Source organism: Bradyrhizobium sp. 18BD, from assembly GCF_054185225.1.
Map to the genome: position 1 here is coordinate 94,668 of NZ_JAVAYL010000019.1, position 20,726 is coordinate 115,393.

The 20,726-nt window shown below is 63.5% G+C and carries 26 protein-coding genes and 1 tRNA gene; 12 read left to right on the plus strand and 15 right to left on the minus strand.

Features of this window, described 5'->3' with window-relative positions; all coding sequences use genetic code 11:
- Nucleotides 1-36: 36 nt before the first annotated feature.
- The 6 genes from RAD16_RS29830 to RAD16_RS29855 all read right to left on the minus strand — a co-directional run bounded on the left by RAD16_RS29830 (nt 37) and on the right by RAD16_RS29855 (nt 3,990).
- Nucleotides 37-375, minus strand: coding sequence for a P-II family nitrogen regulator (locus RAD16_RS29830; protein ID WP_008142813.1), 339 nt, complete (start codon nt 373-375; stop codon nt 37-39).
- A gap of 412 nt (nt 376-787) precedes the next feature.
- Nucleotides 788-1,390: an ATP-dependent Clp protease proteolytic subunit gene (locus RAD16_RS29835; RefSeq protein ID WP_458161405.1), complete on the minus strand. Its 603-nt coding sequence runs from the start codon at nt 1,388-1,390 to the stop codon at nt 788-790.
- Between the two features lie 116 nt (nt 1,391-1,506).
- A complete protein-coding gene (locus RAD16_RS29840) occupies nt 1,507-1,863 on the minus strand; it encodes an SRPBCC family protein (RefSeq protein WP_458161406.1) in 357 nt (118 codons plus the stop codon).
- Complete coding sequence (locus tag RAD16_RS29845) at nt 1,860-2,174, minus strand: ArsR/SmtB family transcription factor (protein ID WP_458161407.1); 315 nt, start codon at nt 2,172-2,174, stop codon at nt 1,860-1,862. Before RAD16_RS29845 ends, RAD16_RS29840 begins: the two co-directional genes overlap by 4 nt.
- A gap of 42 nt (nt 2,175-2,216) precedes the next feature.
- Entirely contained in the window at nt 2,217-3,515 is a 1,299-nt protein-coding gene (locus RAD16_RS29850) for an ammonium transporter (RefSeq protein WP_458161408.1), read from the minus strand.
- 136 nt (nt 3,516-3,651) lie between these two features.
- Nucleotides 3,652-3,990, minus strand: a complete 339-nt coding sequence (locus RAD16_RS29855; protein WP_008142802.1) for a P-II family nitrogen regulator — start codon at nt 3,988-3,990, stop codon at nt 3,652-3,654.
- A 238-nt stretch (nt 3,991-4,228) separates the two neighbouring features.
- Here RAD16_RS29855 and RAD16_RS29860 point away from each other — a divergent pair, with 238 nt between their 5' ends.
- Complete coding sequence (locus RAD16_RS29860; RefSeq protein WP_458161409.1) at nt 4,229-5,122, plus strand: DUF4339 domain-containing protein; 894 nt, start codon at nt 4,229-4,231, stop codon at nt 5,120-5,122.
- 138 nt (nt 5,123-5,260) lie between these two features.
- Here the strand turns inward: RAD16_RS29860 and tesB are convergent, their stop codons facing one another.
- On the minus strand, nt 5,261-6,121 hold the full coding sequence (tesB, locus tag RAD16_RS29865; RefSeq protein ID WP_458161410.1) for an acyl-CoA thioesterase II: 861 nt from the start codon (nt 6,119-6,121) through the stop codon (nt 5,261-5,263).
- 121 nt (nt 6,122-6,242) lie between these two features.
- Here tesB and RAD16_RS29870 point away from each other — a divergent pair, with 121 nt between their 5' ends.
- Complete coding sequence (locus RAD16_RS29870; RefSeq protein WP_458161411.1) at nt 6,243-7,463, plus strand: ubiquinone biosynthesis hydroxylase; 1,221 nt, start codon at nt 6,243-6,245, stop codon at nt 7,461-7,463.
- Between the two features lie 112 nt (nt 7,464-7,575).
- Here RAD16_RS29870 and RAD16_RS29875 read toward each other — a convergent pair whose 3' ends face one another.
- Nucleotides 7,576-7,773: a Trm112 family protein gene (locus RAD16_RS29875; protein WP_200497074.1), complete on the minus strand. Its 198-nt coding sequence runs from the start codon at nt 7,771-7,773 to the stop codon at nt 7,576-7,578.
- Nucleotides 7,774-7,934: 161 nt separating this feature from the next.
- Nucleotides 7,935-8,465: a TetR/AcrR family transcriptional regulator gene (locus RAD16_RS29880; protein WP_458161413.1), complete on the minus strand. Its 531-nt coding sequence runs from the start codon at nt 8,463-8,465 to the stop codon at nt 7,935-7,937.
- A gap of 90 nt (nt 8,466-8,555) precedes the next feature.
- Here RAD16_RS29880 and RAD16_RS29885 point away from each other — a divergent pair, with 90 nt between their 5' ends.
- The 5 genes from RAD16_RS29885 (at nt 8,556) to RAD16_RS29905 (ending at nt 11,686) form a co-directional block, all read left to right on the plus strand.
- Nucleotides 8,556-8,906: a hypothetical protein gene (locus RAD16_RS29885; RefSeq protein WP_458161414.1), complete on the plus strand. Its 351-nt coding sequence runs from the start codon at nt 8,556-8,558 to the stop codon at nt 8,904-8,906.
- 41 nt (nt 8,907-8,947) lie between these two features.
- Complete coding sequence (locus RAD16_RS29890) at nt 8,948-9,745, plus strand: crotonase/enoyl-CoA hydratase family protein (RefSeq protein WP_458161415.1); 798 nt, start codon at nt 8,948-8,950, stop codon at nt 9,743-9,745.
- 3 nt (nt 9,746-9,748) lie between these two features.
- Nucleotides 9,749-10,600, plus strand: a complete 852-nt coding sequence (locus RAD16_RS29895; protein WP_458161416.1) for an SDR family oxidoreductase — start codon at nt 9,749-9,751, stop codon at nt 10,598-10,600.
- A gap of 178 nt (nt 10,601-10,778) precedes the next feature.
- Entirely contained in the window at nt 10,779-11,057 is a 279-nt protein-coding gene (locus tag RAD16_RS29900; protein WP_458161417.1) for a PepSY domain-containing protein, read from the plus strand.
- A gap of 35 nt (nt 11,058-11,092) precedes the next feature.
- Entirely contained in the window at nt 11,093-11,686 is a 594-nt protein-coding gene (locus RAD16_RS29905) for a cytochrome b/b6 domain-containing protein (protein ID WP_458161418.1), read from the plus strand.
- A gap of 2 nt (nt 11,687-11,688) precedes the next feature.
- Here RAD16_RS29905 and RAD16_RS29910 read toward each other — a convergent pair whose 3' ends face one another.
- Nucleotides 11,689-12,366: an LON peptidase substrate-binding domain-containing protein gene (locus RAD16_RS29910; protein WP_458161419.1), complete on the minus strand. Its 678-nt coding sequence runs from the start codon at nt 12,364-12,366 to the stop codon at nt 11,689-11,691.
- A gap of 34 nt (nt 12,367-12,400) precedes the next feature.
- Entirely contained in the window at nt 12,401-13,324 is a 924-nt protein-coding gene (gene trxA / locus RAD16_RS29915) for a thioredoxin (protein ID WP_458161420.1), read from the minus strand.
- Between the two features lie 276 nt (nt 13,325-13,600).
- Between trxA and RAD16_RS29920 the strand changes: the two genes are divergently transcribed.
- A tRNA-Gly gene (locus RAD16_RS29920) sits at nt 13,601-13,675 on the plus strand.
- A gap of 69 nt (nt 13,676-13,744) precedes the next feature.
- Here RAD16_RS29920 and RAD16_RS29925 read toward each other — a convergent pair.
- On the minus strand, nt 13,745-14,317 hold the full coding sequence (locus tag RAD16_RS29925; RefSeq protein WP_458161421.1) for a TetR/AcrR family transcriptional regulator: 573 nt from the start codon (nt 14,315-14,317) through the stop codon (nt 13,745-13,747).
- A 110-nt stretch (nt 14,318-14,427) separates the two neighbouring features.
- On the opposite strand from RAD16_RS29925, the gene RAD16_RS29930 reads away from it, so the two are divergent.
- Entirely contained in the window at nt 14,428-15,114 is a 687-nt protein-coding gene (locus RAD16_RS29930) for a glutathione S-transferase family protein (protein WP_458161422.1), read from the plus strand.
- Nucleotides 15,115-15,242: 128 nt separating this feature from the next.
- On the opposite strand, the gene RAD16_RS29935 is transcribed toward RAD16_RS29930, so the two are convergent.
- Nucleotides 15,243-15,782, minus strand: coding sequence for a nucleotidyl transferase AbiEii/AbiGii toxin family protein (locus RAD16_RS29935; RefSeq protein ID WP_458161423.1), 540 nt, complete (start codon nt 15,780-15,782; stop codon nt 15,243-15,245).
- A gap of 3 nt (nt 15,783-15,785) precedes the next feature.
- Complete coding sequence (locus RAD16_RS29940; protein ID WP_458161424.1) at nt 15,786-16,046, minus strand: hypothetical protein; 261 nt, start codon at nt 16,044-16,046, stop codon at nt 15,786-15,788.
- A 144-nt stretch (nt 16,047-16,190) separates the two neighbouring features.
- Here RAD16_RS29940 and RAD16_RS29945 point away from each other — a divergent pair, with 144 nt between their 5' ends.
- From RAD16_RS29945 to RAD16_RS29955, 3 genes are all read left to right on the plus strand, one after another.
- Nucleotides 16,191-17,177 (plus strand): NAD-dependent epimerase/dehydratase family protein, encoded by a 987-nt coding sequence (locus RAD16_RS29945; RefSeq protein WP_458161425.1) that lies wholly within the window; start codon nt 16,191-16,193, stop codon nt 17,175-17,177.
- Between the two features lie 383 nt (nt 17,178-17,560).
- Nucleotides 17,561-18,829, plus strand: a complete 1,269-nt coding sequence (locus RAD16_RS29950; RefSeq protein WP_458161426.1) for a PQQ-dependent sugar dehydrogenase — start codon at nt 17,561-17,563, stop codon at nt 18,827-18,829.
- Nucleotides 18,830-19,040: 211 nt separating this feature from the next.
- Nucleotides 19,041-19,634 (plus strand): c-type cytochrome, encoded by a 594-nt coding sequence (locus tag RAD16_RS29955; RefSeq protein WP_458161427.1) that lies wholly within the window; start codon nt 19,041-19,043, stop codon nt 19,632-19,634.
- A 77-nt stretch (nt 19,635-19,711) separates the two neighbouring features.
- Here the strand turns inward: RAD16_RS29955 and panE are convergent, their stop codons facing one another.
- Complete coding sequence (panE, locus tag RAD16_RS29960) at nt 19,712-20,635, minus strand: 2-dehydropantoate 2-reductase (RefSeq protein ID WP_458161428.1); 924 nt, start codon at nt 20,633-20,635, stop codon at nt 19,712-19,714.
- Nucleotides 20,636-20,726 lie beyond the last annotated feature (91 nt).

The window sequence follows — 20,726 nt, forward strand, 5'->3', positions numbered from 1 at the left end:
TTATTCACTCCTGATTGGATAAGGTTGAGCGCGAAATCAGAGGGCCGCAGCATCGGCCTCGCCGGTGCGGATGCGAACCGCGTGGTCGAGGTTGATGACGAAGATCTTGCCGTCACCGATCTGTCCGGTTTTCGCGGCGGACGTGATGGCGTCGATGGTCTTGTCGACCTGGTCGGAGGCGACAGCGACCTCGATCTTGATCTTGGGCAGGAAACTCACGGCATATTCAGCGCCGCGATAGATTTCCGTATGGCCTTTCTGTCGGCCATATCCCTTGACTTCCGTCACCGTAAGACCGTGAACGCCGATGGCGGTCAGGGCGTCACGGACTTCTTCCAGCTTGAATGGCTTGATAATCGCCATAACAATTTTCATGGGTCCTATCCCCGCTTGGGCCCGGTCCGGACGTGGCCGGGCGTTTCTCGACTGGTTCGCCACGAGGGAGAAGTTCACTACGCGGGCACAGCCGGGACCCTTAGAATCAAATGCCGTGCCAGATCGGGCGCGTTGCCTAACGGACTATGAAAACGGGTGTTTTCGCATTTGACGCGTATTGCGGCGCAGTGCGCTATTACGTCGCGCTCAAAACGTGGTCAGGGCTGCTCAAAATGAGAGCATGACAGGGCGCCGACACAATGTTGCTCACGCCTCGGGCAGGGGGAAGGTATTAAAATACGGGAGAGGCTGAGCGAAGAGCCTCATCGCGCTGCAAAATGTCGGGCTCTTCGCGTCCGTGCTCACGGGATGCGCGCGTTTGACCTTCAGTCCGGGGGTCGTTGTCGGACCCTCAGGCGGCCTCGCGCTCGGCAAAGACCCGGTCGACCAGTCCCCATTCGACCCCTTGCTGAGCGGTCATGAAGTGGTCGCGGTCGAGCGTCCGCTCCACTTCCTCCTCGGTGCGTCCGCAATGCTGCGCATAGAGCCGGATGATGCGCCGCTTGGTCTCCTGCATCTCGTTGGCATGGATCAGGATGTCGGACGCCTGGCCCTGGAAGCCACCGAGCGGCTGGTGCACGTGAAGGCTTGCGTTGGGCAAAGCGGCGCGGTGACCGGGCTCGCCGGCCATCAGCAGGAACGAGCCCATCGAGCGCGCGGTGCCCATGCACAGCGTGTGAACCGGCGCCTTGATGAACTGCATGGTGTCGTACATCGCGAGCCCGCTGGTGACCACGCCGCCATAAGAGTTGATGTAGAGATTGATCGGCCGGTTCGGGTTCTCGGCTTCCAGGAACAACAATTGCGCGCAGACCAGTCCGGACATCGCATCATTGACCTCGCCGTTGAGGAAGATGATGCGCTCGCGCAGGAGCCGCGAGTAGATGTCGAAGGATCGTTCGCCGCGGGCGGATTGTTCGACGACCATAGGGACGAGCTGAAGCATGTCGCGCATCGGCGACCTCCATGTCTGCAGGTGATGAAGTTGTGTTTGCTCTTAGTTGAGCATGATCTTTTCGGAAAACCGCTTCACACTTTGCGCTAACGCGGCCCTCCGGTCCGGATCATGCTCTAGGCCGCTGCGCGCATCAGGCAGCAATTGCTGTTGGCCGGCTGCGGCAGCTTCGTTCGATCGTCGCAGACCCGCTGGATGATGCTGATGCGGGTGCCGCCGTCCTCGTTCGGCTGGATCCGGAAGATGACGTGGCTTTCGCGAAACGGCGGCTCGGAATCGCGCAGCCGGTAGCGCACCTCTTTGCCTGTGATCGTTGATTCCGGCTCGGCGCCGGCAAGGTCGCAATCCGGCAGCCAGCGCTCGCGCAATTCAGGAACGGTCACGGCGCGCCAGACCTTTGCCGGCGGCGCGTCGAATTCATATTCGAGCACCAGGGCTTCCTCGGCGAGATCAGGCTTTGCTGCGTCGCTCATTGATCCATGTCCTTCAGGAGGTCAGCGAGTGCTTCCATGCGCTTCGGCCAGTAGGCGCGGTAGCGCGCAAGCCATGTCCCGATAGCGGCGATTCCGTCCGGGTCGACTTCGTAATTCACAAAGCGGCCCTGCCGCTCTTCGCGCACGAGACCCGCCGCGCGCAGCACCGAAAGATGCTGCGACATCGCCGGCTGGCTGATCTCCAGACCGTCACGCAAAGCGCTGGCATTCAGGCTGCCGCCAGCGAGTTTCTCAAAGACCTTGCGGCGCGTCGGGTCGGCCAGCGCCTTGAAGATATCGGCTTCGATCATGGTAACACATAAGCACGTGCTTATGTGTCACGCAAGCCCTGATTACTGAAGCGCTTCGCCGTGCTGCGAAATATCCAGCCCCTCGAGTTCGTGCTCACGGGATACGCGCAGGGGCACGAACAGGCCGACCAGCTTGAGCAGGATGAAACTGACGCCAGCCGCCCAGACGAAGGTGACGGCGACCCCGTAGAGCTGGATCAGGAGCTGCTGCGGATGGCCCTCGAACAGGCCTGCGGTGCCGCCGATCGCGGAGGTCGCGAACACGCCGGCCAGCAGGGTCCCGGTCAGGCCGCCGATGCCGTGGACGCCGAACACGTCGAGGGAGTCGTCATAGTTGAAACGGTGCTTCAGCCAAGTGCACGCCCAGTAGCACACCGCGCCGGCGACGATGCCGATCACGATGCCATGCCAGGGCGCGACGAAGCCCGAGGCCGGCGTGATGGTGCCGAGGCCCGCGACGGCGCCGGAGATCATGCCGAGCACGGACGGCTTGCGACGGGTCGACCATTCGATCGCGCCCCAGGTCAGCGCGCCGGAGCAGGCCGCAAGATGCGTCGCGATGATCGCCAGCACCGCGCGCGAATTGGCCGCGCCCGCCGAGCCGCCGTTGAAGCCGAACCAGCCGACCCACAACAGGCCGGTGCCCATCACGGCGAGCGACAGGTCGAACGGCGAGAGATTTTCGGTGCCGTAGCCATGACGGCGTCCCATCACCTTGGCGGCGACGAGGCCGGCGGTGCCCGCCGACAGATGCACGACGAGGCCGCCGGCGAAATCCATCACGCCCATGCTGGCGAGGAAGCCGCCGCCCCACACCCAATGCGCCAGCGGAATGTAGACGAAGATGAACCAGGCGACGGAGAACAACAGATAAGCGGAGAACCGCATGCGGTCGGCCACGGAGCCCGCGACCAGTGCCACCGTGATGATCGCAAACGTCATCTGGTACAGCATGAACAGCGCTTCCGGGATCGTCTTCGCCGCCGGGTTGACGCTGTCCATCGTCATGCCCGCGAGGAACCAGCGGTCGAGCGAGCCGATCCATGGCCCGTCGCCGACGAAGCAGAGCGAATAGCCGAACGCGACCCAGAGAATGGAGATGATCGTCACGGCCGCGAGGCTCTGCGCCATGGTCGCGAGCACGTTCTTCTTGCGCACCATGCCGGAGTAGAACAGCGCGAGCCCGGGGATCGTCATCATCAGCACCAATGCGGTGGCGACGATCATCCAGGCGGTGTCGGCGGTGTTGATCTCGGAGGCTGCGTGTGCCGGCGAAGCCAAAGCGGACACAAATCCGATCGGCGCAGCCATAGCAGCTGCGCGGCGCAACAATCCCGCCATGTCGTTCCCCCCGGCATCAATTGGCGTCGCACGCTGTGGCGTCGTTGCCCGGTGCGATCGAAAGAAAGTTTTATCAGAGCGTTTTCGAGCGAAGTGGATGCCGGTTCGCGTGAAGAAAACGCGTCAAAACAAAAACCTAGAGCGCGTCGCTGTCGGTTTCGCCGGTGCGGATGCGCAGGGCGTGATCGATCGGCGTGACGAAGATCTTGCCGTCGCCGATCTGCCCGGTGCGCGCCGTCGCGGTGATCACGGCGACCGCCTTGTCGGCGACGTCGGAAGCGACCGCGATCTCGATGCGCAGCTTCGGCAGGAAGTTCACAACGTATTCCGCGCCGCGATAGATCTCGGTATGGCCCTTCTGGCGGCCGTAGCCCTTCACCTCGGTCACGGTCATGCCGTGGACGCCGATCGCCGTCAGGGCCTGGCGGACCTCATCGAGCTTGAAGGGTTTGATGATCGCGACGACGAGTTTCATGGTCAGGCCTATTCCCCGGGATGCGCCGCGCCGTATGTCCCCGGCGCAGCGTCAATCTGGCATCTTTCCGGGCAAATGGCATAAAAAAGTTGCAGATTGAAGCGGAAAAACGTTTGGCCATGTGAACGGCCGCCTCTGTACAGGGCATCTGTTCATCCTTCACAATGCGTTTTTGGCATGGATGCGGTGAACCGAAGCGTCCCGGCCGGTACATAAGTATGTTTGAGGGGGACGTTTCATGGCGAGCTGGTTTTACGCATCCGAGGGCAAGCAGCAGGGGCCCTATCCGGAAGGGCAATTCCGCGACCTGGTCGCGCAAGGAATTGTGCGCCCGGATACGCTGGTGTGGTCCGAGGGCATGGCCGGCTGGCAGAAGGCCGCCGAAATCCCCGGCCTGATCGGCGGCGGCGGTGCGCCCCCCATGATTCCCGCCGGTGGTCCGCCGATGATGGGCGGCGGTGGTTATGCCGGCGCCGGCTACGCCAGCGCGCTGGTGGCGGATTTCAGTGTGTTCGGTCTTCTCGGCCGCGCCATCGTGTTTGTCATCGGCATGCTGCTAGTGATCCCCGCTCCCTGGGTCACCGTCTGGTTCTACCAATACATAACGGCGCACATCCGGGTGCCGGGCCGCCCGAACTTCGGTTTTGCCGGCCAACCGATGGACATCTGGTGGGCGTTGATGGCCAACGCGCTCCTGACTTACGCCGGCGCAACCGGAGTATCGTTCGCGCCGCTCGTTGCAATGGTCATCAATGCGTTTCTCGGCTGGGTGATCATCCGTTGGATCGTTGCCAATCTCGCCTCGAACGGTGAACGTCTGCCGATCTCATTCCAGGGCAGCGCGATCGGCTATGTCGGCTGGTATCTCTTGATGCTCATCTCGACCATTACGATCATCGGTTGGGCGTGGGTGCTGGCCTTCTGGATGCGCTGGATCTGCAGCAACACCGAGGGCACGCGGCGCGAGATCGTCTTCAACGGTAGCGGCTGGCAGATCCTGTGGCGGAGTATCGTTTTCTCGCTGGCCTGTAGCCTCATCATCCCGATTCCGTGGATGCTGCGCTGGTACGGCCGGTGGTTCGTGTCGCAATTCGCGCTCGTCGACCGTGGGGTTGCCGCTCGCGGCTTTTGACGAACTCTCCATTCTGCGCGGAGCTTTCTCCGCGCAGAATGGAAGCCCAACCCCCGTCGCGGGCGGTTGCCATCCGATGGCACGGCCTCGAGATCCAATCAGAGCCTTGCAAGTTCGGCGGGCCAGATCTGACGGTCGCTATCTACGTTCGCGCACAGAGCCTTCCTGCGCGACGGACGCCACCAGCGTACCGTCGGGCTTGAAGATCGAGCCGCGGGTCAAGCCGCGGCCGCCGCGCGCACTCGGCGAATCCTGCGCGTAGAGCAGCCATTCGTCGGCGCGGAACGGGCGGTGAAACCACATCGCGTGATCGAGGCTCGCCGGCATCATGCGCTTGTCGAACAGCGTGCGGCCATAGCGCGCCATGATCGCGTCGAGCAGCGAGAAGTCCGAGGCATAAGCGAGCGCGCACATGTGCAGCGCCGGATCATCCGGCAGCGTCGCCGCGGTCTTGATCCAGACATGAATACGGCCGTCCTCGATCTTCTGGCCGAAATAACGGCCGAGCTCGACCGGGCGCAGCTCGATCGGACGATCGGATTCGTAGTAGCGGCGGATGAAATCCGGCATCTCGCGGAACATCGGCTGCTTCGCAACCTCCTCCGCCGTGAGTTTCTCCGGCGGCGGCACGTCGGGCATCTTGTCCTGATGATCGAACGCGCTCTCCTCGTCGGCGTGGAACGACACCATGATTGAGAAGATCGCATTGCCGTGCTGGATCGCGGTGACGCGGCGGGTCGAATAGCTCTTGCCGTCGCGCAGCCGCTCGACCTGGTAGATGATCGGGATCTGCGGATCGCCCGGCAGAATGAAATAGCAATGCAGCGAATGCGGCAACCGGCCCTCGACGGTGCGGCAGGCCGCAACCATCGCCTGCCCGATCACCTGCCCGCCGAATACCCGCTGCCAGCTCGTCTTCGGGCTGTTGCCGCGGAACAGGTTCACCTCGAGCTGCTCGAGGTCGAGAATCGAGATCAGGTCAATCAGGCTCTTGGACATGATTTGCGCTTTCGCATCGCCCCGGAATGGCACATTCGGGCCGTTCCGCCCTTGTTTCACCGCACTGTTTCGCCCAGCTCAAGTCTGCTAGCAAGACCGAGAATTGACCGGGAAGCTTGGTATGTCGGTACAGGGTAGCATTGTCATCGGTGGCGGCGCGTTTGCCGGCCTCGCACTGGCTCTGGCGTTGCGCCAGGGGCTGGGGCCCGAGATTCCCGTCATCGTCGCCGACCCCGCGCTCGCCACGCGGCCGAGCCGCGATCCCCGCGCGACCGCGATCGTGGCCGCCTGCCGCCGCCTGATCGAGGTTGTCGGCGCCTGGGACGACGTCAAAGGCGAGGCCCAGCCGATCCTCGACATGGTCGTGACCGATTCGAAGCTGGAGGACGCCACCCGTCCGGTGTTCCTGAACTTCGCCGGCGACGTCGCGCCGGGTGAGCCGTTCGCGCATATGGTCGAGAACCGCCGGCTGATCGATGCGCTGGTGGTGCGCGCCGAGGCCGAGGGCATCGATCTGCGCGCCACCACCGTGGCGTCCTACGACGCGCGCGCCGAGGGCATCGATGTGACGCTAGGCGACGGCAGCGTGATCGCGGCCAGCCTCCTCGTTGCCGCCGACGGCGCGCGGTCGAAGCTGCGCGAGCGTGCCGGCATCGCCACCCATGGCTGGGAGTATGACCAGTCCGGCATCGTCGTCACCGTCGGCCATGAGCGCGATCATGAGGGTCGTGCCGAAGAGCACTTCTTGCCGGCAGGTCCCTTCGCGATCCTGCCGCTCTCGGGAAAACGGTCGTCGCTGGTGTGGACCGAGCGTCGCGCCGAGGCCGCGCGCATCATTGCGCTCGGCGACGACGAGTTTCACGCCGAGCTCGAACAGCGCTTTGGCCTGCATCTCGGCGAGGTGAAGGCGCTCGACAAGCCGCGCGCGTTTCCGCTGTCCTATTTCGTCGCGCGCTCCTTCATCGCCGAGCGCCTCGCGCTGGTCGGCGATGCCGCCCATGTCATCCATCCGATCGCGGGCCAGGGTCTCAACATGGGGCTGAAGGACGTCGCGGCGCTGGCCGAGGTCGTCGTCGATGCCGCGCGTCTCGGCATGGATCTCGGCGGTGCCGACGTGCTTGAGCGCTATCAGCGCTGGCGCCGCTTCGACACCATGGCGATGGGCGTTGCCACCAACTCGCTGAACTTCCTGTTCTCCAACCAGTCGACGCTGCTGCGCACCGTGCGCGACATCGGCCTCGGCCTCGTCGACCGCGCCCCGCCGCTGAAGAATCTCTTCATCCGACAGGCCGCCGGCCTGACCGGCGAGGTGCCGCGGCTGTTGAAGGGCGAGGCGTTGTAGCGAAAGTTCGCGCCGCAGCTTCGTAGCCCGGATGGAGCGAAGCGCAATCCGGGGCCGCTGTCGGCACGAGGTATCCCGGATTTCGCTGCGCTCCATCCGGGCTACAAGATCCTCAATCGATCTTCCGCGCCTCTTCCGGCAGCATGATCGGAATGCCGTCGCGGATCGGATAGGCGAGCTTGGCGCTGCGCGAGATCAGCTCCTGCTTTGCGGCATCAAACTCCAGCGGACCCTTGGTCAGCGGGCAGACCAGGATCTCCAGCAATTTCGGATCAACGCTGGGTTCGGGGCGTTCGGTAGGCGCGTTCATTGTGGTCTCCGGCGGTCGATTGCCTCTAAAGCATGATCCGGAAAAGTGCGCAGCGGTTTTCCGAAAAGATCATGCTCAAACAACGACCTAAAGCACGATGGCGATTGATCCAAATCTCATCGCGCTTTAGCACAGAAATCCGTCGCCGCCCATTGGTCGCCTCAAGCGGAAATCATCCGCAGGATCTCGTCGAGCAGGCCCTGCAGCCGCGGCGCCGGCACCGGCGTGCCCGACAGGGCAAAGCCGAGAAAGGTCCAGTACAGGATCTGGGCGCGGGCCTGCGCTATCGCGGGCGCGAGCCCGCGCTTGCCGAGCAAAACCTCGATATAGTCGATCCTGCGGCGGTCGATCGCGCGGACCGCGCCTTGCGCGGCTGCGTCGAACGCCGCCCAGTTCCGCACCGCGCGTTCGAGATCGAGCCGCGCGCCGAAGGAGCGTCGCAGCAGCGCCTTCAGCGGCTCGTCGCCGGCGGCCTCGACGTCGGCGATGATCTGTTCCGCGGCGATCTCGCGCCAGTGCTTCAGCACCGCCGCGTGGAACGCGCCGAGATCGGCAAAATGCCAATAGAAGCTGCCGCGCGAGACGCCCATGGTCTTCGCTAGCGGATCGGCCTTCAGGGCCGTGAAGCCGCTTCCGGCGAGCGCCTTCAGGCCTGCGTTGATCCAGTCGTCGGCGGAGAGCTGATCGGTCATGTCGGTTCCGGGGATCCGGCCATACACTAGTGTATTGACAGGCCGCGCGCGAGCGCATAATCAACCATACACAGATGTATGGAGACATCGATGCGCGATCTCTTGCTCCAGTGCGCCGGCGTTCTGACCATTGCCGTGGCCCTGATCCACGGCTACCTCGGCGAAGCCAAGGTGTTCCCCCGCGCCAAAATCGAGCCGGAGCGGCTGCGCATCCTGATCCGTCTGGTCTGGCAGGCCTCGACCGTCGCCTGGATCGGCGGCGGCGTGCTCCTGATCGCGACGCCCTGGATGGGCTCGGAGACGGCACGCCACTGGATCGTCGCCACCCTGGCCTGCGTGTACGGCTTCTCCGCCCTCGCCAACGCATGGGCCACGCGCGGCCGGCATTTCGGCTGGATGATGCTCAGCGTGGTCGTCGTGCTGGCGGTCGCCGGCTACTGAGCATCGAGACGACAAGCCACGCATTCAAGCGGAGCGGCGTCATGGACAATCGCGTTCGACTGACCATCGAGAACGGCGTGGCCCATCTCCGGCTGAACCGTCCGGACAAGATGAATGCGCTCGACCCCGCGATGTTCGAGGCGATCATCGCAGCAGGCACGCGGCTGGGCATGCGCGAGGACTTTCGCGCCGTCGTGCTCTCCGGCGAAGGACGCGCCTTCTGCGCGGGCCTCGATCTCGACCGCCTTCTCGCCACCGCGAACGGCGATCCGCTGCTTCCGTCCATTGACCTGACGCGCCGGACCCACGGGATCGCGAACTACGCCCAGCATCTCGTCTGGCTCTGGCGCGAGCTGCCGGTGCCGGTGATTGCAGCGGTGCACGGCGTTGCCTTCGGCGGCGGCTTCCAGCTCGCGCTGGGTGCTGACCTGCGCTATCTCGCACCCGGAACAAAGCTCGCCGTCATCGAAGCCAAATGGGGTCTCGTGCCCGACATGTGCGGCACCCAGCTGATGCGCCATCTTGCGCGCGACGATGTCGTGCGTGAGCTGACCTATTCCGGCCGCGTCTTTTCAGAGGAAGAAGCGCTTGCCTACGGCTTTGCGACGCGGATCACTGAGGATCCTGTGTCGGCTGCGCTCGCCACGGCGCAGGAGATCGCGAGCCGTAGCCCCGACGCCGTCCGCGCGGCGAAGCGCCTGTTGAACTTGTCGACGACCTCCAATGCGGCGACCGGTCTCGCCGCGGAGACCGCCGAACAGGCGGCGCTGCTCGGTGCGCCCAATCACATCGAAGCCGTCAGAAGCAATCTGGAGAACCGCACACCACGATGGAGCTGAGCCATGGCGCTGACACTCGTCACCGGAGGCACAGGTCATCTCGGCCGGGATATCGTCGATCGTCTTGTTCGCGCCGGGCATCGCGTCCGGGTGTTGGCGCGCGCGCCGGGCGCACGACCGGATGTCGAATGGGCCGCAGGTGATCTCGCCACGGGCGCGGGCTTGCGGGACGCGCTGCGTGGCGTCGACACGGTCATCCATGCTGCGACCTGGTCGCCGATCGCGCGGCGCGGCGGCATCCGTCCGATCGATTTCTTCAGATCGCCTTCGGCGGTCGATGTCGAGGGGACCGAGCGGCTGCTGGCATTCGGTGGGGAAGCCGAGGTGCGGCACTTCCTCCACGTCTCGATCGTCGGTCTCGACGAAGCCACCCTGCCCTATGCGCGGGTCAAGCTCGCCGGCGAACGGCTGGTGCGCGCGTCCGCCCTGTCCTGGTCCGTCGTTCGCGCGATGCCGTTCTATTATCTGCTCGACAGGCTGCTTTCGGGCCTCTCATGGCTGCCTGTGTGGCCGGTGCCGACGACGCGGTTCAATCCGGTCGATACGTCCGATGTTGCCGACCACGTCGTGACGTGCGCGTTCGACGGGCAGCGCGGCGTGCGCGCTGAGATCGGTGGGCCGGAAACGCTCGATCTCGTCGCCTTCGCCCGCCAATACCAGGATGCGAGACGACTGCACCGAAAGATCCTGCCGATCGATCTTTCGGCGACGAAGGCGCGGGGCATGGGTTTCGTCGTCAGCCAGGGCGTGCGTGGACGTCTCACTTGGGCGGACTGGCTGCGGTACAACGATCCGGCGACGCGAAGTGCGGCCTGGCGCAACCGGCAAGGCCAGCGGGCCTCTCCCAAACCGTGAGGCGTAAGGCCGCAGCAGCCCCTCAAATGCGTACTGCGCACGGAGAGCGCTGATGTTTTTCGGATCGTTAGAATAACTCTAAACCCTGTCGGGCCTGAACCGGATTGACTTCATCATCCCCTTTGCTTCCTTCGGTCCCGCTTCGCGCCGCGCGCGCACGACAGAGGAGGAGACGTTCGTGAGGGTCATTCGTGTTGTTGCAATTGCACTGACGGTCGGCATGGGAATGAGTACAGCGGCCATGGCCGACGGGTACAAGGATTGCACCAAGCTCGACAAGGCGTCGTGGAAGCCGGCGAGCGAAGCCGAAGCCAAGGCCAAGGCGCTCGGTTACGAAGTGCGGCGCTCCAAGATCGAAGGTTCGTGCTATGAGGTCTATGGCGTCAAGGAAGGCAAGCTCTACGAGCTGTTCTACAGCCCGGAAGATCTCAGCCTGAAGCACACCATCGCCAAATAATCTGCGCCAAGTAAGGCTTTTAGGATAGTCACGGCTTGATCGACGAAGCGGTGCCAGACACGCGCGGGGCGTCCGACAGGACCCCCGCGGATCGAACCGCACCGCGGACGGTCCCAGTCTGGGACCTCCCGCTACGCCTGTGGCACTGGGCCCTCGCGGTCAGCATCCTGGCCGCGTGGTTCACGCCAACCGTCTACGACAGGGCTCACCGCATCGTCGGCTACACGGTTCTCGCCCTCCTCGCCTTTCGCCTGGTCTGGGGTATTTGGGGAAGCCGCTATTCGCGCTTCCGCATGGTCGGCGTCAGGCTGCGTGTCGCGCCGCGCTATCTCTGGAATCTGCGCCGCGGCATCACCGGCCGCTACATCGGGCTCAACCCTGCCGGCACCTTGATGCAGGTGGCGCTGCTGCTCGCAATCGCCGTCTCGGCGATCACGGGTGCGATGTCGGTCACCGTCACCTTCTTCGGCGTGTGGTGGATCGAGGACACCCACGCGATCGCATCGGACGCCGTCATCGTGCTGGCCGTGCTGCACGTGTTGGGTGTGGTGCTGATGGGACTTCTTCAGCGCGAGAACCTGATCGGCGCGATGTTCACCGGCCGCAAGCGCATCCGGCATCACGGCTGAGATCACTGCAACGGCGGATCACCGCTGGTGCGCTTCTTGGCTAGGTCCATCTCGGTGACCGCGATCAGGATCTCGGCGCGGGTCTTCAGGTCAGGCGCTTCCAGCATGGCCTGCTTTTCCGCGGGGCCATAGGGCGACATCATCGCCAGCGCGTTGACCAGCGCCTCGTTGGGCGCGCTCTCGACGCCTTCCCAATCGACCTTGAGATTATTGGCCTTCAGGAAGTCCGCCAGCACCGCCAGCAGGGCCTCGCGATCGACCTGCTCCTCGCCCATGCGCGCGGTGAAATCGTCGACGAAGGCGAAGAAATCCACCTTGCACTGCCGGTAGGCGGTCAGCACCTCGAGCTCCTCGACCACCTTGAAGCGCGAGACGCCGGTGAGCTCGAGGATGTAGCGGCCGTCGCCGGATTCGGCGAGCTGGGTGATGCGGCCGACGCAGCCGACGCGGAACAGCGCCGGCTTGTCGGAATTCTTCGGCGAATGCGCCACGTCAGGCTGGATCATGCCGATCAGGCGATGGCCGTCGCGGAAGGAATCGTCGACCATCGAGAGATAACGCGGCTCGAAGATGTTGAGCGGCATTTGGCCGCGCGGCAGCAGCAGCGCGCCCGGCAGCGGAAATACCGGAATGATCTCGGGAAGGTCGGCGGGCCCTCGATATTCGATGTTGATCGGCATCTGGCCCCCGCTGACCGCGCTAACTCATCGCGCTTCAGGAAAACAGGATCGTCGACAAGCGCTTGCGACCCTCGACGGTTGCATCATCCGTGCCGCCCCAGGCCTCGAAGAACTGCACGAGCTGCTTGCGGGCGCCGTCGTCGTTCCATTTGCGATCGCGCTTGACGATCGCAAGCAGTTGCTCGGTGGCGGCGGCACGGTCGCCTTGCGCGTTGAGCGCGGTCGCGAGGTCGAAGCGTGCCTGATGATCGAGCGGGTTTGCGGCGACTTTCTGTTCGAGCTCGGCCACCGGACCGAGCGATTGGGCCTGCTCGGTGAGATCGATCGCGGTCTGCACGGCCTTCACGGCGGGGTCGTTGCGCTTGGATTCCGGCACCATGGCCAGCGTCTGCTTGGCCTGCTCCATCGCGCCGGAGACGGTGTAGCACTTCGCAAGGCCGGCAAGGGCCGCGATGTTGGTCGAATCGTACTGGAGCACTTCGGCGTAAATCTGCGCGGCGGCTGCGGCGTCGCCCTCGGCGAGCACGGCCTCGGCCTCTTGCAGGATTTCAGCGATATTCGGCTCACCCGGCGCTGTGACGCCCTTGGTCAGTTTTTCAATGAAGGCGTTGACCTGGCTCTCCGGCACCGCGCCCATGAAGCCGTCGGCGGGCTGGCCGTTGACGAAGGCGATCACGGCCGGGATCGACTGGATGCCCATCTGGCCCGGGATCGCCGGGTGCTGGTCGATGTTCATCTTGACCAGCTTGACCTTGCCCTTGGCCGCCTTGACGGCCTTTTCCAGTACGGGGGTGAGCTGCTTGCAGGGGCCGCACCACTCTGCCCAGAAGTCGATCAGCACCGGCTGGCGCTTCGATTCCTCGATGACGTCCTTCACGAAGGTCTGGGTGGTGGTGTCCTTGATCAGATCGGCCGCAGCCGGGCCCGCCGCTCCGTTACCCTGGTCGATGATCGTCACGGGATTCCCTCGTCTGATGTCTGGAATGGCGGCTCTTTAGCACGTCGCCATCACATATGCTTCGTTTCAGGTCCCTAAAATTGGGCCGGGTCGGCCGAATTTCAATCCATCAGGGTCGATTCGCCGGTTCCGGGGCGTTTCCGGTCGATTTGGCCGCTCTCGGTGCCCATATGGTGCCTCGAAACTCGAATCTTAGCTGCCGGTAGCTGTTGCATTCGCCGCCCGCTTTTGGCATACGACAGCCGTTGCCGGCGCGTCACGCGACCGACACAGGATGCGGGTGTAGCTCAGTGGTAGAGCACGACCTTGCCAAGGTCGGGGTCGAGGGTTCGAGCCCCTTCGCCCGCTCCAATTTTTCCCAGCGTCCAAAATTCCGCAAGCGCAGTTCGCTTCGGCTTGCCTGATGCAAGCCTCCGCGGATCAGGGAATCAGTCCTGAGACACGGTAAGCCTCGATCGCGCGATCATAGACCGAGATGTCATTGCGCCCGCGCGCAATCAGCTGTGCGCCCGCGATCGCGGCGTAGATCGCCATCGCCCGTTCGTTTAGCTCGGCTTCGCTGGCAGAGGGATTGGCCGTGGCGAGCACACGCGTGATCCAGGCGATGTTCATACGCGGAAAGTGATCGATCTCGCGTCTCACTTCCTCGGGAAGATCGTCGAGTTCGGCGCTCATGATGCCGCTCAGGCACATGCGATTGCCGTTGGCGAGCGCGGCGCGAAAGACCGCGACATAGCGGTCGAAGCAGGCATGCGGATCGGGCGCTGTGGCGAGGACCTCCTCCAGATAGGCGGCGCCCTCCTCGGTGTAGCGCTGCGCCAGTGCCACGCCGAGATCGCCCTTGGTCGGGAAATGATAGTGCACGCTGGCACTCTTGATCCCGACCTCCTTGGCCAGCTCGCGAAAACTCAGGGCGGTGTATCCGCGGGCCTGGACGGTGGCGCGCGCGGCCGCCAGAACGGCCTCCCGCATGTCGGTTTTGGTTTTCGCCATCGGAATCGTTACCTATCGATCGATAGATAGCCGTTGACTCGAACGAGGGGAAGGGGATAACCAGCTTTCCATTCTATATCTATCTATCGATAGACAGACAAAGGTGTCAGATGAAAGTCTACGATCGTCCCGGCTTCCCTAATCCCGCCCGCATTCGCATCGCGCTCGCGGAAAAGCAGCTCGACTCCCAAGTCGAATTCGTCCCGGTCGACCTCATCGGGGCCGAGCACAAGAGCCCTGCGTTCCTGCGAAAGAACCCGTCCGGTGTCCTGCCCGTGCTCGAGCTCGACGACGGCACCCTCATCTCCGAATCTACCGCCATCACCGAATATCTCGATCATCTGGACGGCCACCCGATACTGACCGGCGCGACCCCGATGCAGCGAGCCCTCATCCACATGATGCAGCGGCGCGCGGAAGCCGAGTTGCTCGACCCTGTCGGCGACTACTTCCATCACGCGACGCCCGGCCTCGGGCCGCAACTCCAGGCGTTCAAGAGCCCCGACTGGAGCGGTCGTGCCGAGTGGGGACAGCGGCAAGGCGAGCGTGCCCGCGCAGGGATGAGCTATTTCAATAGGGTGCTGGAGCGGCAGCCCTACATCGCGGGCGATGCGTTCTCGATGGCGGACATTACCGTGTTTGCAGGCCTGATGTTCGCCGATGCTGCGGGTCTCAAGCTTTCTGACGATTGCTCCGCGCTCATCGCGTGGCGCGCGAGAATCGCCGAACTGCCCAGCGTGAAGCATCGGAGCGGCCAGGAATTTCTCGCCGTCGACGCACGACGCCTCGGCTTGTGATTGACGGGAGGCCCTTCCGGCCGAAAACGGTCGCCGGATGGTGGGCGAGGCGCGAGGCCGGCTGAACCTGTTCAGCCTCGCCTGGCGCAGCGCAGAACAGAGCGAGCGATCCCGGAGGAGCATCCCGGCTATACGGCGCGAAGGAGATCCTTCGTCCTTTCCAGCGCTACGTTCGCGATCGGCCTATATGGGTCCTTGATCGAGAGCTGATTGATCACCGCGCTCACGAAGCTGGGCTTTAGTTTGTCGATTGCAGACAGCGCATGGATAGACTTTCTTCGCAATGATCTCGGGGATCGTGTCCAGGAGCACCACGTCCCCTTCAACTGTCGCCTGTGTCGTCGGGAGGAAGTCAGCGGCGGCGCGACGATAAAATCGATCTCGCCAAATTCGAAGCCGAGCTTCAAGGACCGAGCGCCATCTCCACCGTAGTCAGCGGGCCGGACCTCGAAATCGAAGGCATGCTTCTGTGGATCGAGAAAGGGAAGAGCTTGAGGGTCCGGCAGAAAGATATCGACATCGTGACTTATCCGATGATCGATTTGCAGCATCATCGCTGTACCGCCGCCGAACGTCCAACAATCAATGATTTCCTGATCGGCGTTGACTTGGCGGATCATCGCGCTGGCAACGCGGCAAAGTTTCGCCCAATCCGATTGAGCACTCATCCGTTACGCCGCGAGCGGATAGGATTGTCCCGAAAATTCGGCGAACGTCTTCGCTGCAGCGACCAATTGATCGTGGTTGATGCCATGCATCTCAGCGAACGCAATTTGCAGTTCGGGTTCAACATCTCCAAAGAACGATGACATAGGACCGCAAGCCGCCTCCGCCGCTGAGGGATCCAGCAGGCAAAGAACGAGCTCATGCGTGTCCAGCTTTTTGCTGTACGGCGCATTCACAGTCGCCATGACGAGAGTGTGGCTCTTCATCTGCGTCACTATCTCGATACCCGGTCAACATACGACTGATATGGGAATATCCAAATCCCTCGACACGCCGCGCAGCAAGCGCTACCTAAATACCTCGGGTCGGTTCGTGGCATTCCCGCCCTTGACCGATGCATTTGGTTCTAAATGACAATTCTGGTCACGGGCAGTGCAGGTCACCTCGGGGAAGCAATTCTCCGAACGCTCCGCGGGCGCGGTTCCCCCGCGCGCGGGATCGACCTTAAGCCATCGCCCTTCACCGACGCCGTCGGCTCGATCGTCGACCCAAGCTTCGTGCGGCGCCAGACGGACGGCGTCACCGCGGTGATCCACACCGCGACGCTGCACAAGCCGCATGTGGCGACTCACGGCAAGCAGGACTTTGTCGACACCAATGTTACCGGCACGCTTAACCTGCTGGAGGCCGCGGTTGCCGCCGGCGTGCGCAGTTTTGTCTTCACCAGCACCACCAGCGCGTTCGGCTCGCAGCTTCGCCCCGAAGCCGGACAGGCGTCGGTCTGGGTCACCGAGGATCTGCCGCCGGTCCCGAAGAACATCTACGGCACCACAAAGCTGATGGCGGAGACCTTGTGCGAGCTGTTCTTCCGCGAGCGCGGGCTGCCGGTCGTGGTCCTGCGGACCTCGCGCTTCTTCCCGGAGGACGATGACGATCCGGCGATGCGGTTGGCCTACCCGCTGGACAACGCGCAGGCCAACGAGCTGCTTTATAGACGGCTGGATATAGCGGACGCGGTGAGCGCCCATCTGCTCGCCGCCGAGCGCGCGCCGACAATCGGCTTTGGGCGTTACATCATCTCGGCCACCAGCCCGTTCGAGCCTCGTCATCTCGCAGCGCTCGCGCGCGACGCGGCCGGTGTCGTGCACGCACTCTATCCGGATTGCGCCGAGCTCTATGCGGCGCGCGGCTGGCGGCTCTTCCCTGAGATCGACCGCGTCTATGTCAATGAGCGCGCGCGGCGTGAGCTCGGCTGGCGGCCTGAATTCGACTTTGCCCATGTGTTGCGCAGCCTCCGCGACGGCCGCGATTTTCGCAGTGCGTTAGCGCGCGAGGTGGGGTCGAAGGGCTATCATGACGCGGTGTTTGACGATGGGCCCTATCCCGTCGCCCCGTAATCGCCGCTTTTGCAAATTCGCACGATGCGTCAGATGCGTGGCCGGCGTCGCCGGGCGCAAACCGGCTCGCGCCGTTCTACTGTGCATGGGGTTGTTTTCGCACTTTTTGTTTGACGCCCGCTTTTCCTGTCCGTGCATGAGCCGCGGGCGCGCTTGATTTCGCGCTGCAGCGAGAGCGTTCTTGTTGCCCCTCCACCGCGCCGCGTGAAAATCCGTCTCAACTTTTATTGAGCGCAACTGCAACACAAGTGGCGCGCTTCTCACCGTCGGTAGATGTGCTAACCTTTTTGCGTCTGCCTCCCGGCAGACTTCAAACTTCGCCTCTCGACTAGCCATAACAAAATAATGCGCGGCCTTGACGGCTGCCTTAGGGGAGTGACGCGATGACATCGATGTTCCATCGATCCGTGTTGGCGCTTGCAGCCGTGGCCCTTCTTGCGGGGGCCAGCGCCGGCAATGCACAAGACAAAAGCAAGCCGCTGAAGAAATACGAATCCGGCAACAAGGAATTCTGGACCCATCCGCCGGATGACTGGTTCCTGGGCGATGAGACCGAGGCGCAGAAGGGCCTCGCGCCGCCCTCGGGTCCGCCGACCGGCGCCTCCGAGGCCGAGCTCGCCAACATCATCAAGAAGGTCAAGCTGCCTCCGGGCTTCAAGATGGAGGTCTATGCGCCCGGCGTGCTGGCCGCGCGGCAGATGGCCTGGGGTGACAAGGGCACGCTGTTCGTCGGCTCGTTCGGTCTCGGCAACGTCTATGCCATCAAGGACAACAACGGGAAGAAGGAGGTCAAGACCATCCTCAAGGGGCTGAACATGCCCACGGGTCTGGCCGTCAAGGACGGTGCGCTCTACGTCATCGCGGTCGACAAGCTGATCCGCTACGACGACATCGAAAACAAGCTCGACAATCCCGGCGAGGGCAAGGTCGTCTACGACGACATGCCGTCCTATGCCGCGCATGGATGGAAGTACATCGCGGTCGACAAGGACGGCTGGTTCTACATTCCGTTCGGACCGCCCTTCAACATTGGCATCCCGCCGACCAGCGTCTCGCAGATCCGCCGCGTCGATCCCAAGACCGGCAATGCCGAGGTCTACGCGCTCGGCGTTCGCAACTCAGTCGGCGGCGACGTCGATCCGCGCACCGGCAAATACTGGTTCACCGAGAATGCCCGCGACTGGATCAGCGATGATCTGCCCAGCGACAAGCTGAACATGATCAACAAGATCGGCGAGCACTTCGGCTATCCCTATTGCCACCAGGGCAATCTGCCTGATGACAAATTCGCGATGGGCCACAAATGCTCCGAGTTCACGCCGCCCGTGCTGAATCTCGGCGCACACGTCGCTCCGCTCGGCATGAAGTTCTACACCGGCGACCAATTCCCCGCCGAGTACAAGAACAACATCCTGATCGCCGAGCACGGCTCCTGGAATCGTCACAAGTACCAGGGCGGCCGCATCATGCGCGTGATCGTCGGGCCCGACGGCAAGAACGCCAAGCAAGAGGTGTTCGCCTCCGGCTGGATCGAGGGTGATCAGGGCTATCTCGGCCGTCCCGATGACATCATCCTCGCCAAGGACGGCTCGATTCTCGTCGCCGACGACTGGGCCGGCGCGATCTACCGCATCAGCTACAGCAAGAAGTAGTGCGACACGACGCGGAGGCTGCGACCGGGTCACGGCCGCAGCCTCTTTCATTTCAACGCCCACACTGTCGTTCCGGATTGCGCGCCAGCGCAAGTCCGGAACCCATAACCCCGAATCGTGGTTATGGATTCTCAGATGCGCAATCGCGCATCATAGTTCGCGCCAAGCGGCGCGCCCCGGAATAACGAGTTCGATAGATCGGATCCCCACCATGCGCCGACTGTTTTCTTCGTACGCCATCGGCGCGCTCTCGCTCGCAGCGATCGCATTCGTCCCGGCCGAGGCCGCCGACAATGCCGCGATCAAGGAGAAGGCCGCCGCCTGCTCCGGCTGTCACGGCGAGAACGGTATTTCGCAGACCGAGAACATTCCCTCGCTGGCCGGCCAACCCGATCAATTCATCCAGTGGCAGCTGGTGTTCTTCCGCGCCGGCTCGCGCAAGAACGATCAGATGCAGCCGATCGCCGAGGAGATCACCAACGAGGACATCCGTAACTTCGGCGCTTATTTCGCGCAGATGACGCCGCCGAAGGCAGCGGAGGATAACGATCCCGATCTCTCGAAGAAGGGTGCGCAAGTCGCCGTCGGCCGCCGCTGCGCCTCATGCCATACGGACAGCTTCGCCGGCACCAAGGCCGTCGCGCGGCTCGCGGGCCAGCGCGAGGAATATCTCGTCAAAGCGCTGCACGACTACAAGGCGGGCGCGCGCGTCGGCGGCGGCGTCGCCGCGATGGCCGACGTCGCCTATCACATGAGCGACGAGGAGATTACCGCCGTCTCGCATTATCTGGCGTATTTCAAGTAGCGCGCGGTGTAGCCGCGAACTCCGCCGTCGTCCCGGACAGGCGAAGCGCAGATCCGGGACGACGACCGAGTGTGGAGCTAGCTCGCCCGCTGCTTCTCATACGCCTTCAGATGCGTATACGCGATGCGCAGCTTCGGCACCGGCACCTTGGCGGCATCGGCGCGCGCGATGAGGTCGCCGATCACGTGATCGGCTTCGACCGGGAAGCCAGCCTTGATGTCGCGGAACATCGAGGCCGTCATCGGCGAGCCCTCGGTGGTGATGTTGCGCTTCACGCGCTCGAAGAACGGTCCGCCCGGCGTGTAGCCGGAGGCGGTGGCGATTGCGCTGGTTTCATCCAGCATGCCGAGCAGAAAATCCCGGCCGCCGGGCGCGGCGAGGATGTTGCCGACCGAGGTGCGCATCAGGCTGGTGCTCGCGGCGAGCGAGGACAGGAACACCCACTTCTCCCACATGTCCTGCATGATGTTCTGGCTGGCGGCGGCCCCATTGATGCCGCTCTTGAAGGCCTCGTCGATCGCCTTGACGCGATCGGACAATTTGCCGTCGCGTTCGCCGTAATTGAGCGACTGCATCGGCTGGAGCTGCACCACCTCGCGCTTCTCGTTCAGGGTCGCGGCGATGGCGCAGAGGCCGCCGAGCACGCGCTCCTTGCCGAATTTCGCATCGAGCGTGTCGAGATGCTTCATGCCGTTGAGCATGGGGATGATCGCCGTATCAGGCCCGACCGCCGGCGCAAACGACTTGATGGCGTCGTCGAGGTCGAACGCCTTGCAGCTCAACAGGATGACGTCGAACTTTTCCTTGAGCGCGTCGGCCTGCACGGTCGGCGGATTCTTCAACGTCACGTCGCCGTTCGGACTCTTGATGACGAGGCCGTCGCTGGCGAGCTCGCTGGCGCGGCGCGGCCGGACCAGGAAGGTGACGTCGCGGCCGGCCTGTAACAGCCTGCCACCAAAATAGCCGCCGATGGCGCCGGCGCCGACCACGAGGATACGCATGGGAAATTCCTTATTGTTGCTATTGGCGGTCTATCTATAGTCGCCCTTGCGCGCGAAGCGAAGCAACCCAGAATGTCACCGCGATCACATT

Excerpts from the sequence above, each read along its gene's own strand:
- RAD16_RS29945 (WP_458161425.1), top strand. The coding sequence starts at position 16,191 with ATGACAATTCTGGTCACGGGCAGTGCAGGTCACCTCGGGGAAGCAATT.
- RAD16_RS29930 (WP_458161422.1), top strand. The coding sequence starts at position 14,428 with ATGAAAGTCTACGATCGTCCCGGCTTCCCTAATCCCGCCCGCATTCGC.
- RAD16_RS29870 (WP_458161411.1), top strand. The coding sequence starts at position 6,243 with ATGTCGGTACAGGGTAGCATTGTCATCGGTGGCGGCGCGTTTGCCGGC.
- panE (WP_458161428.1), bottom strand. The coding sequence starts at position 20,635 with ATGCGTATCCTCGTGGTCGGCGCCGGCGCCATCGGCGGCTATTTTGGT.
- RAD16_RS29845 (WP_458161407.1), bottom strand. The coding sequence starts at position 2,174 with ATGATCGAAGCCGATATCTTCAAGGCGCTGGCCGACCCGACGCGCCGC.
- RAD16_RS29875 (WP_200497074.1), bottom strand. The coding sequence starts at position 7,773 with ATGAACGCGCCTACCGAACGCCCCGAACCCAGCGTTGATCCGAAATTG.
- RAD16_RS29895 (WP_458161416.1), top strand. The coding sequence starts at position 9,749 with ATGGCGCTGACACTCGTCACCGGAGGCACAGGTCATCTCGGCCGGGAT.
- RAD16_RS29855 (WP_008142802.1), bottom strand. The coding sequence starts at position 3,990 with ATGAAACTCGTCGTCGCGATCATCAAACCCTTCAAGCTCGATGAGGTC.
- RAD16_RS29950 (WP_458161426.1), top strand. The coding sequence starts at position 17,561 with ATGACATCGATGTTCCATCGATCCGTGTTGGCGCTTGCAGCCGTGGCC.
- RAD16_RS29955 (WP_458161427.1), top strand. The coding sequence starts at position 19,041 with ATGCGCCGACTGTTTTCTTCGTACGCCATCGGCGCGCTCTCGCTCGCA.
- RAD16_RS29840 (WP_458161406.1), bottom strand. The coding sequence starts at position 1,863 with ATGAGCGACGCAGCAAAGCCTGATCTCGCCGAGGAAGCCCTGGTGCTC.
- tesB (WP_458161410.1), bottom strand. The coding sequence starts at position 6,121 with ATGTCCAAGAGCCTGATTGACCTGATCTCGATTCTCGACCTCGAGCAG.
- RAD16_RS29835 (WP_458161405.1), bottom strand. The coding sequence starts at position 1,390 with ATGCGCGACATGCTTCAGCTCGTCCCTATGGTCGTCGAACAATCCGCC.
- RAD16_RS29910 (WP_458161419.1), bottom strand. The coding sequence starts at position 12,366 with ATGCCGATCAACATCGAATATCGAGGGCCCGCCGACCTTCCCGAGATC.
- RAD16_RS29925 (WP_458161421.1), bottom strand. The coding sequence starts at position 14,317 with ATGGCGAAAACCAAAACCGACATGCGGGAGGCCGTTCTGGCGGCCGCG.
- RAD16_RS29940 (WP_458161424.1), bottom strand. The coding sequence starts at position 16,046 with ATGAAGAGCCACACTCTCGTCATGGCGACTGTGAATGCGCCGTACAGC.
- RAD16_RS29830 (WP_008142813.1), bottom strand. The coding sequence starts at position 375 with ATGAAAATTGTTATGGCGATTATCAAGCCATTCAAGCTGGAAGAAGTC.
- RAD16_RS29890 (WP_458161415.1), top strand. The coding sequence starts at position 8,948 with ATGGACAATCGCGTTCGACTGACCATCGAGAACGGCGTGGCCCATCTC.
- RAD16_RS29880 (WP_458161413.1), bottom strand. The coding sequence starts at position 8,465 with ATGACCGATCAGCTCTCCGCCGACGACTGGATCAACGCAGGCCTGAAG.
- RAD16_RS29935 (WP_458161423.1), bottom strand. The coding sequence starts at position 15,782 with ATGAGTGCTCAATCGGATTGGGCGAAACTTTGCCGCGTTGCCAGCGCG.
- RAD16_RS29885 (WP_458161414.1), top strand. The coding sequence starts at position 8,556 with ATGCGCGATCTCTTGCTCCAGTGCGCCGGCGTTCTGACCATTGCCGTG.
- RAD16_RS29850 (WP_458161408.1), bottom strand. The coding sequence starts at position 3,515 with ATGGCGGGATTGTTGCGCCGCGCAGCTGCTATGGCTGCGCCGATCGGA.
- RAD16_RS29860 (WP_458161409.1), top strand. The coding sequence starts at position 4,229 with ATGGCGAGCTGGTTTTACGCATCCGAGGGCAAGCAGCAGGGGCCCTAT.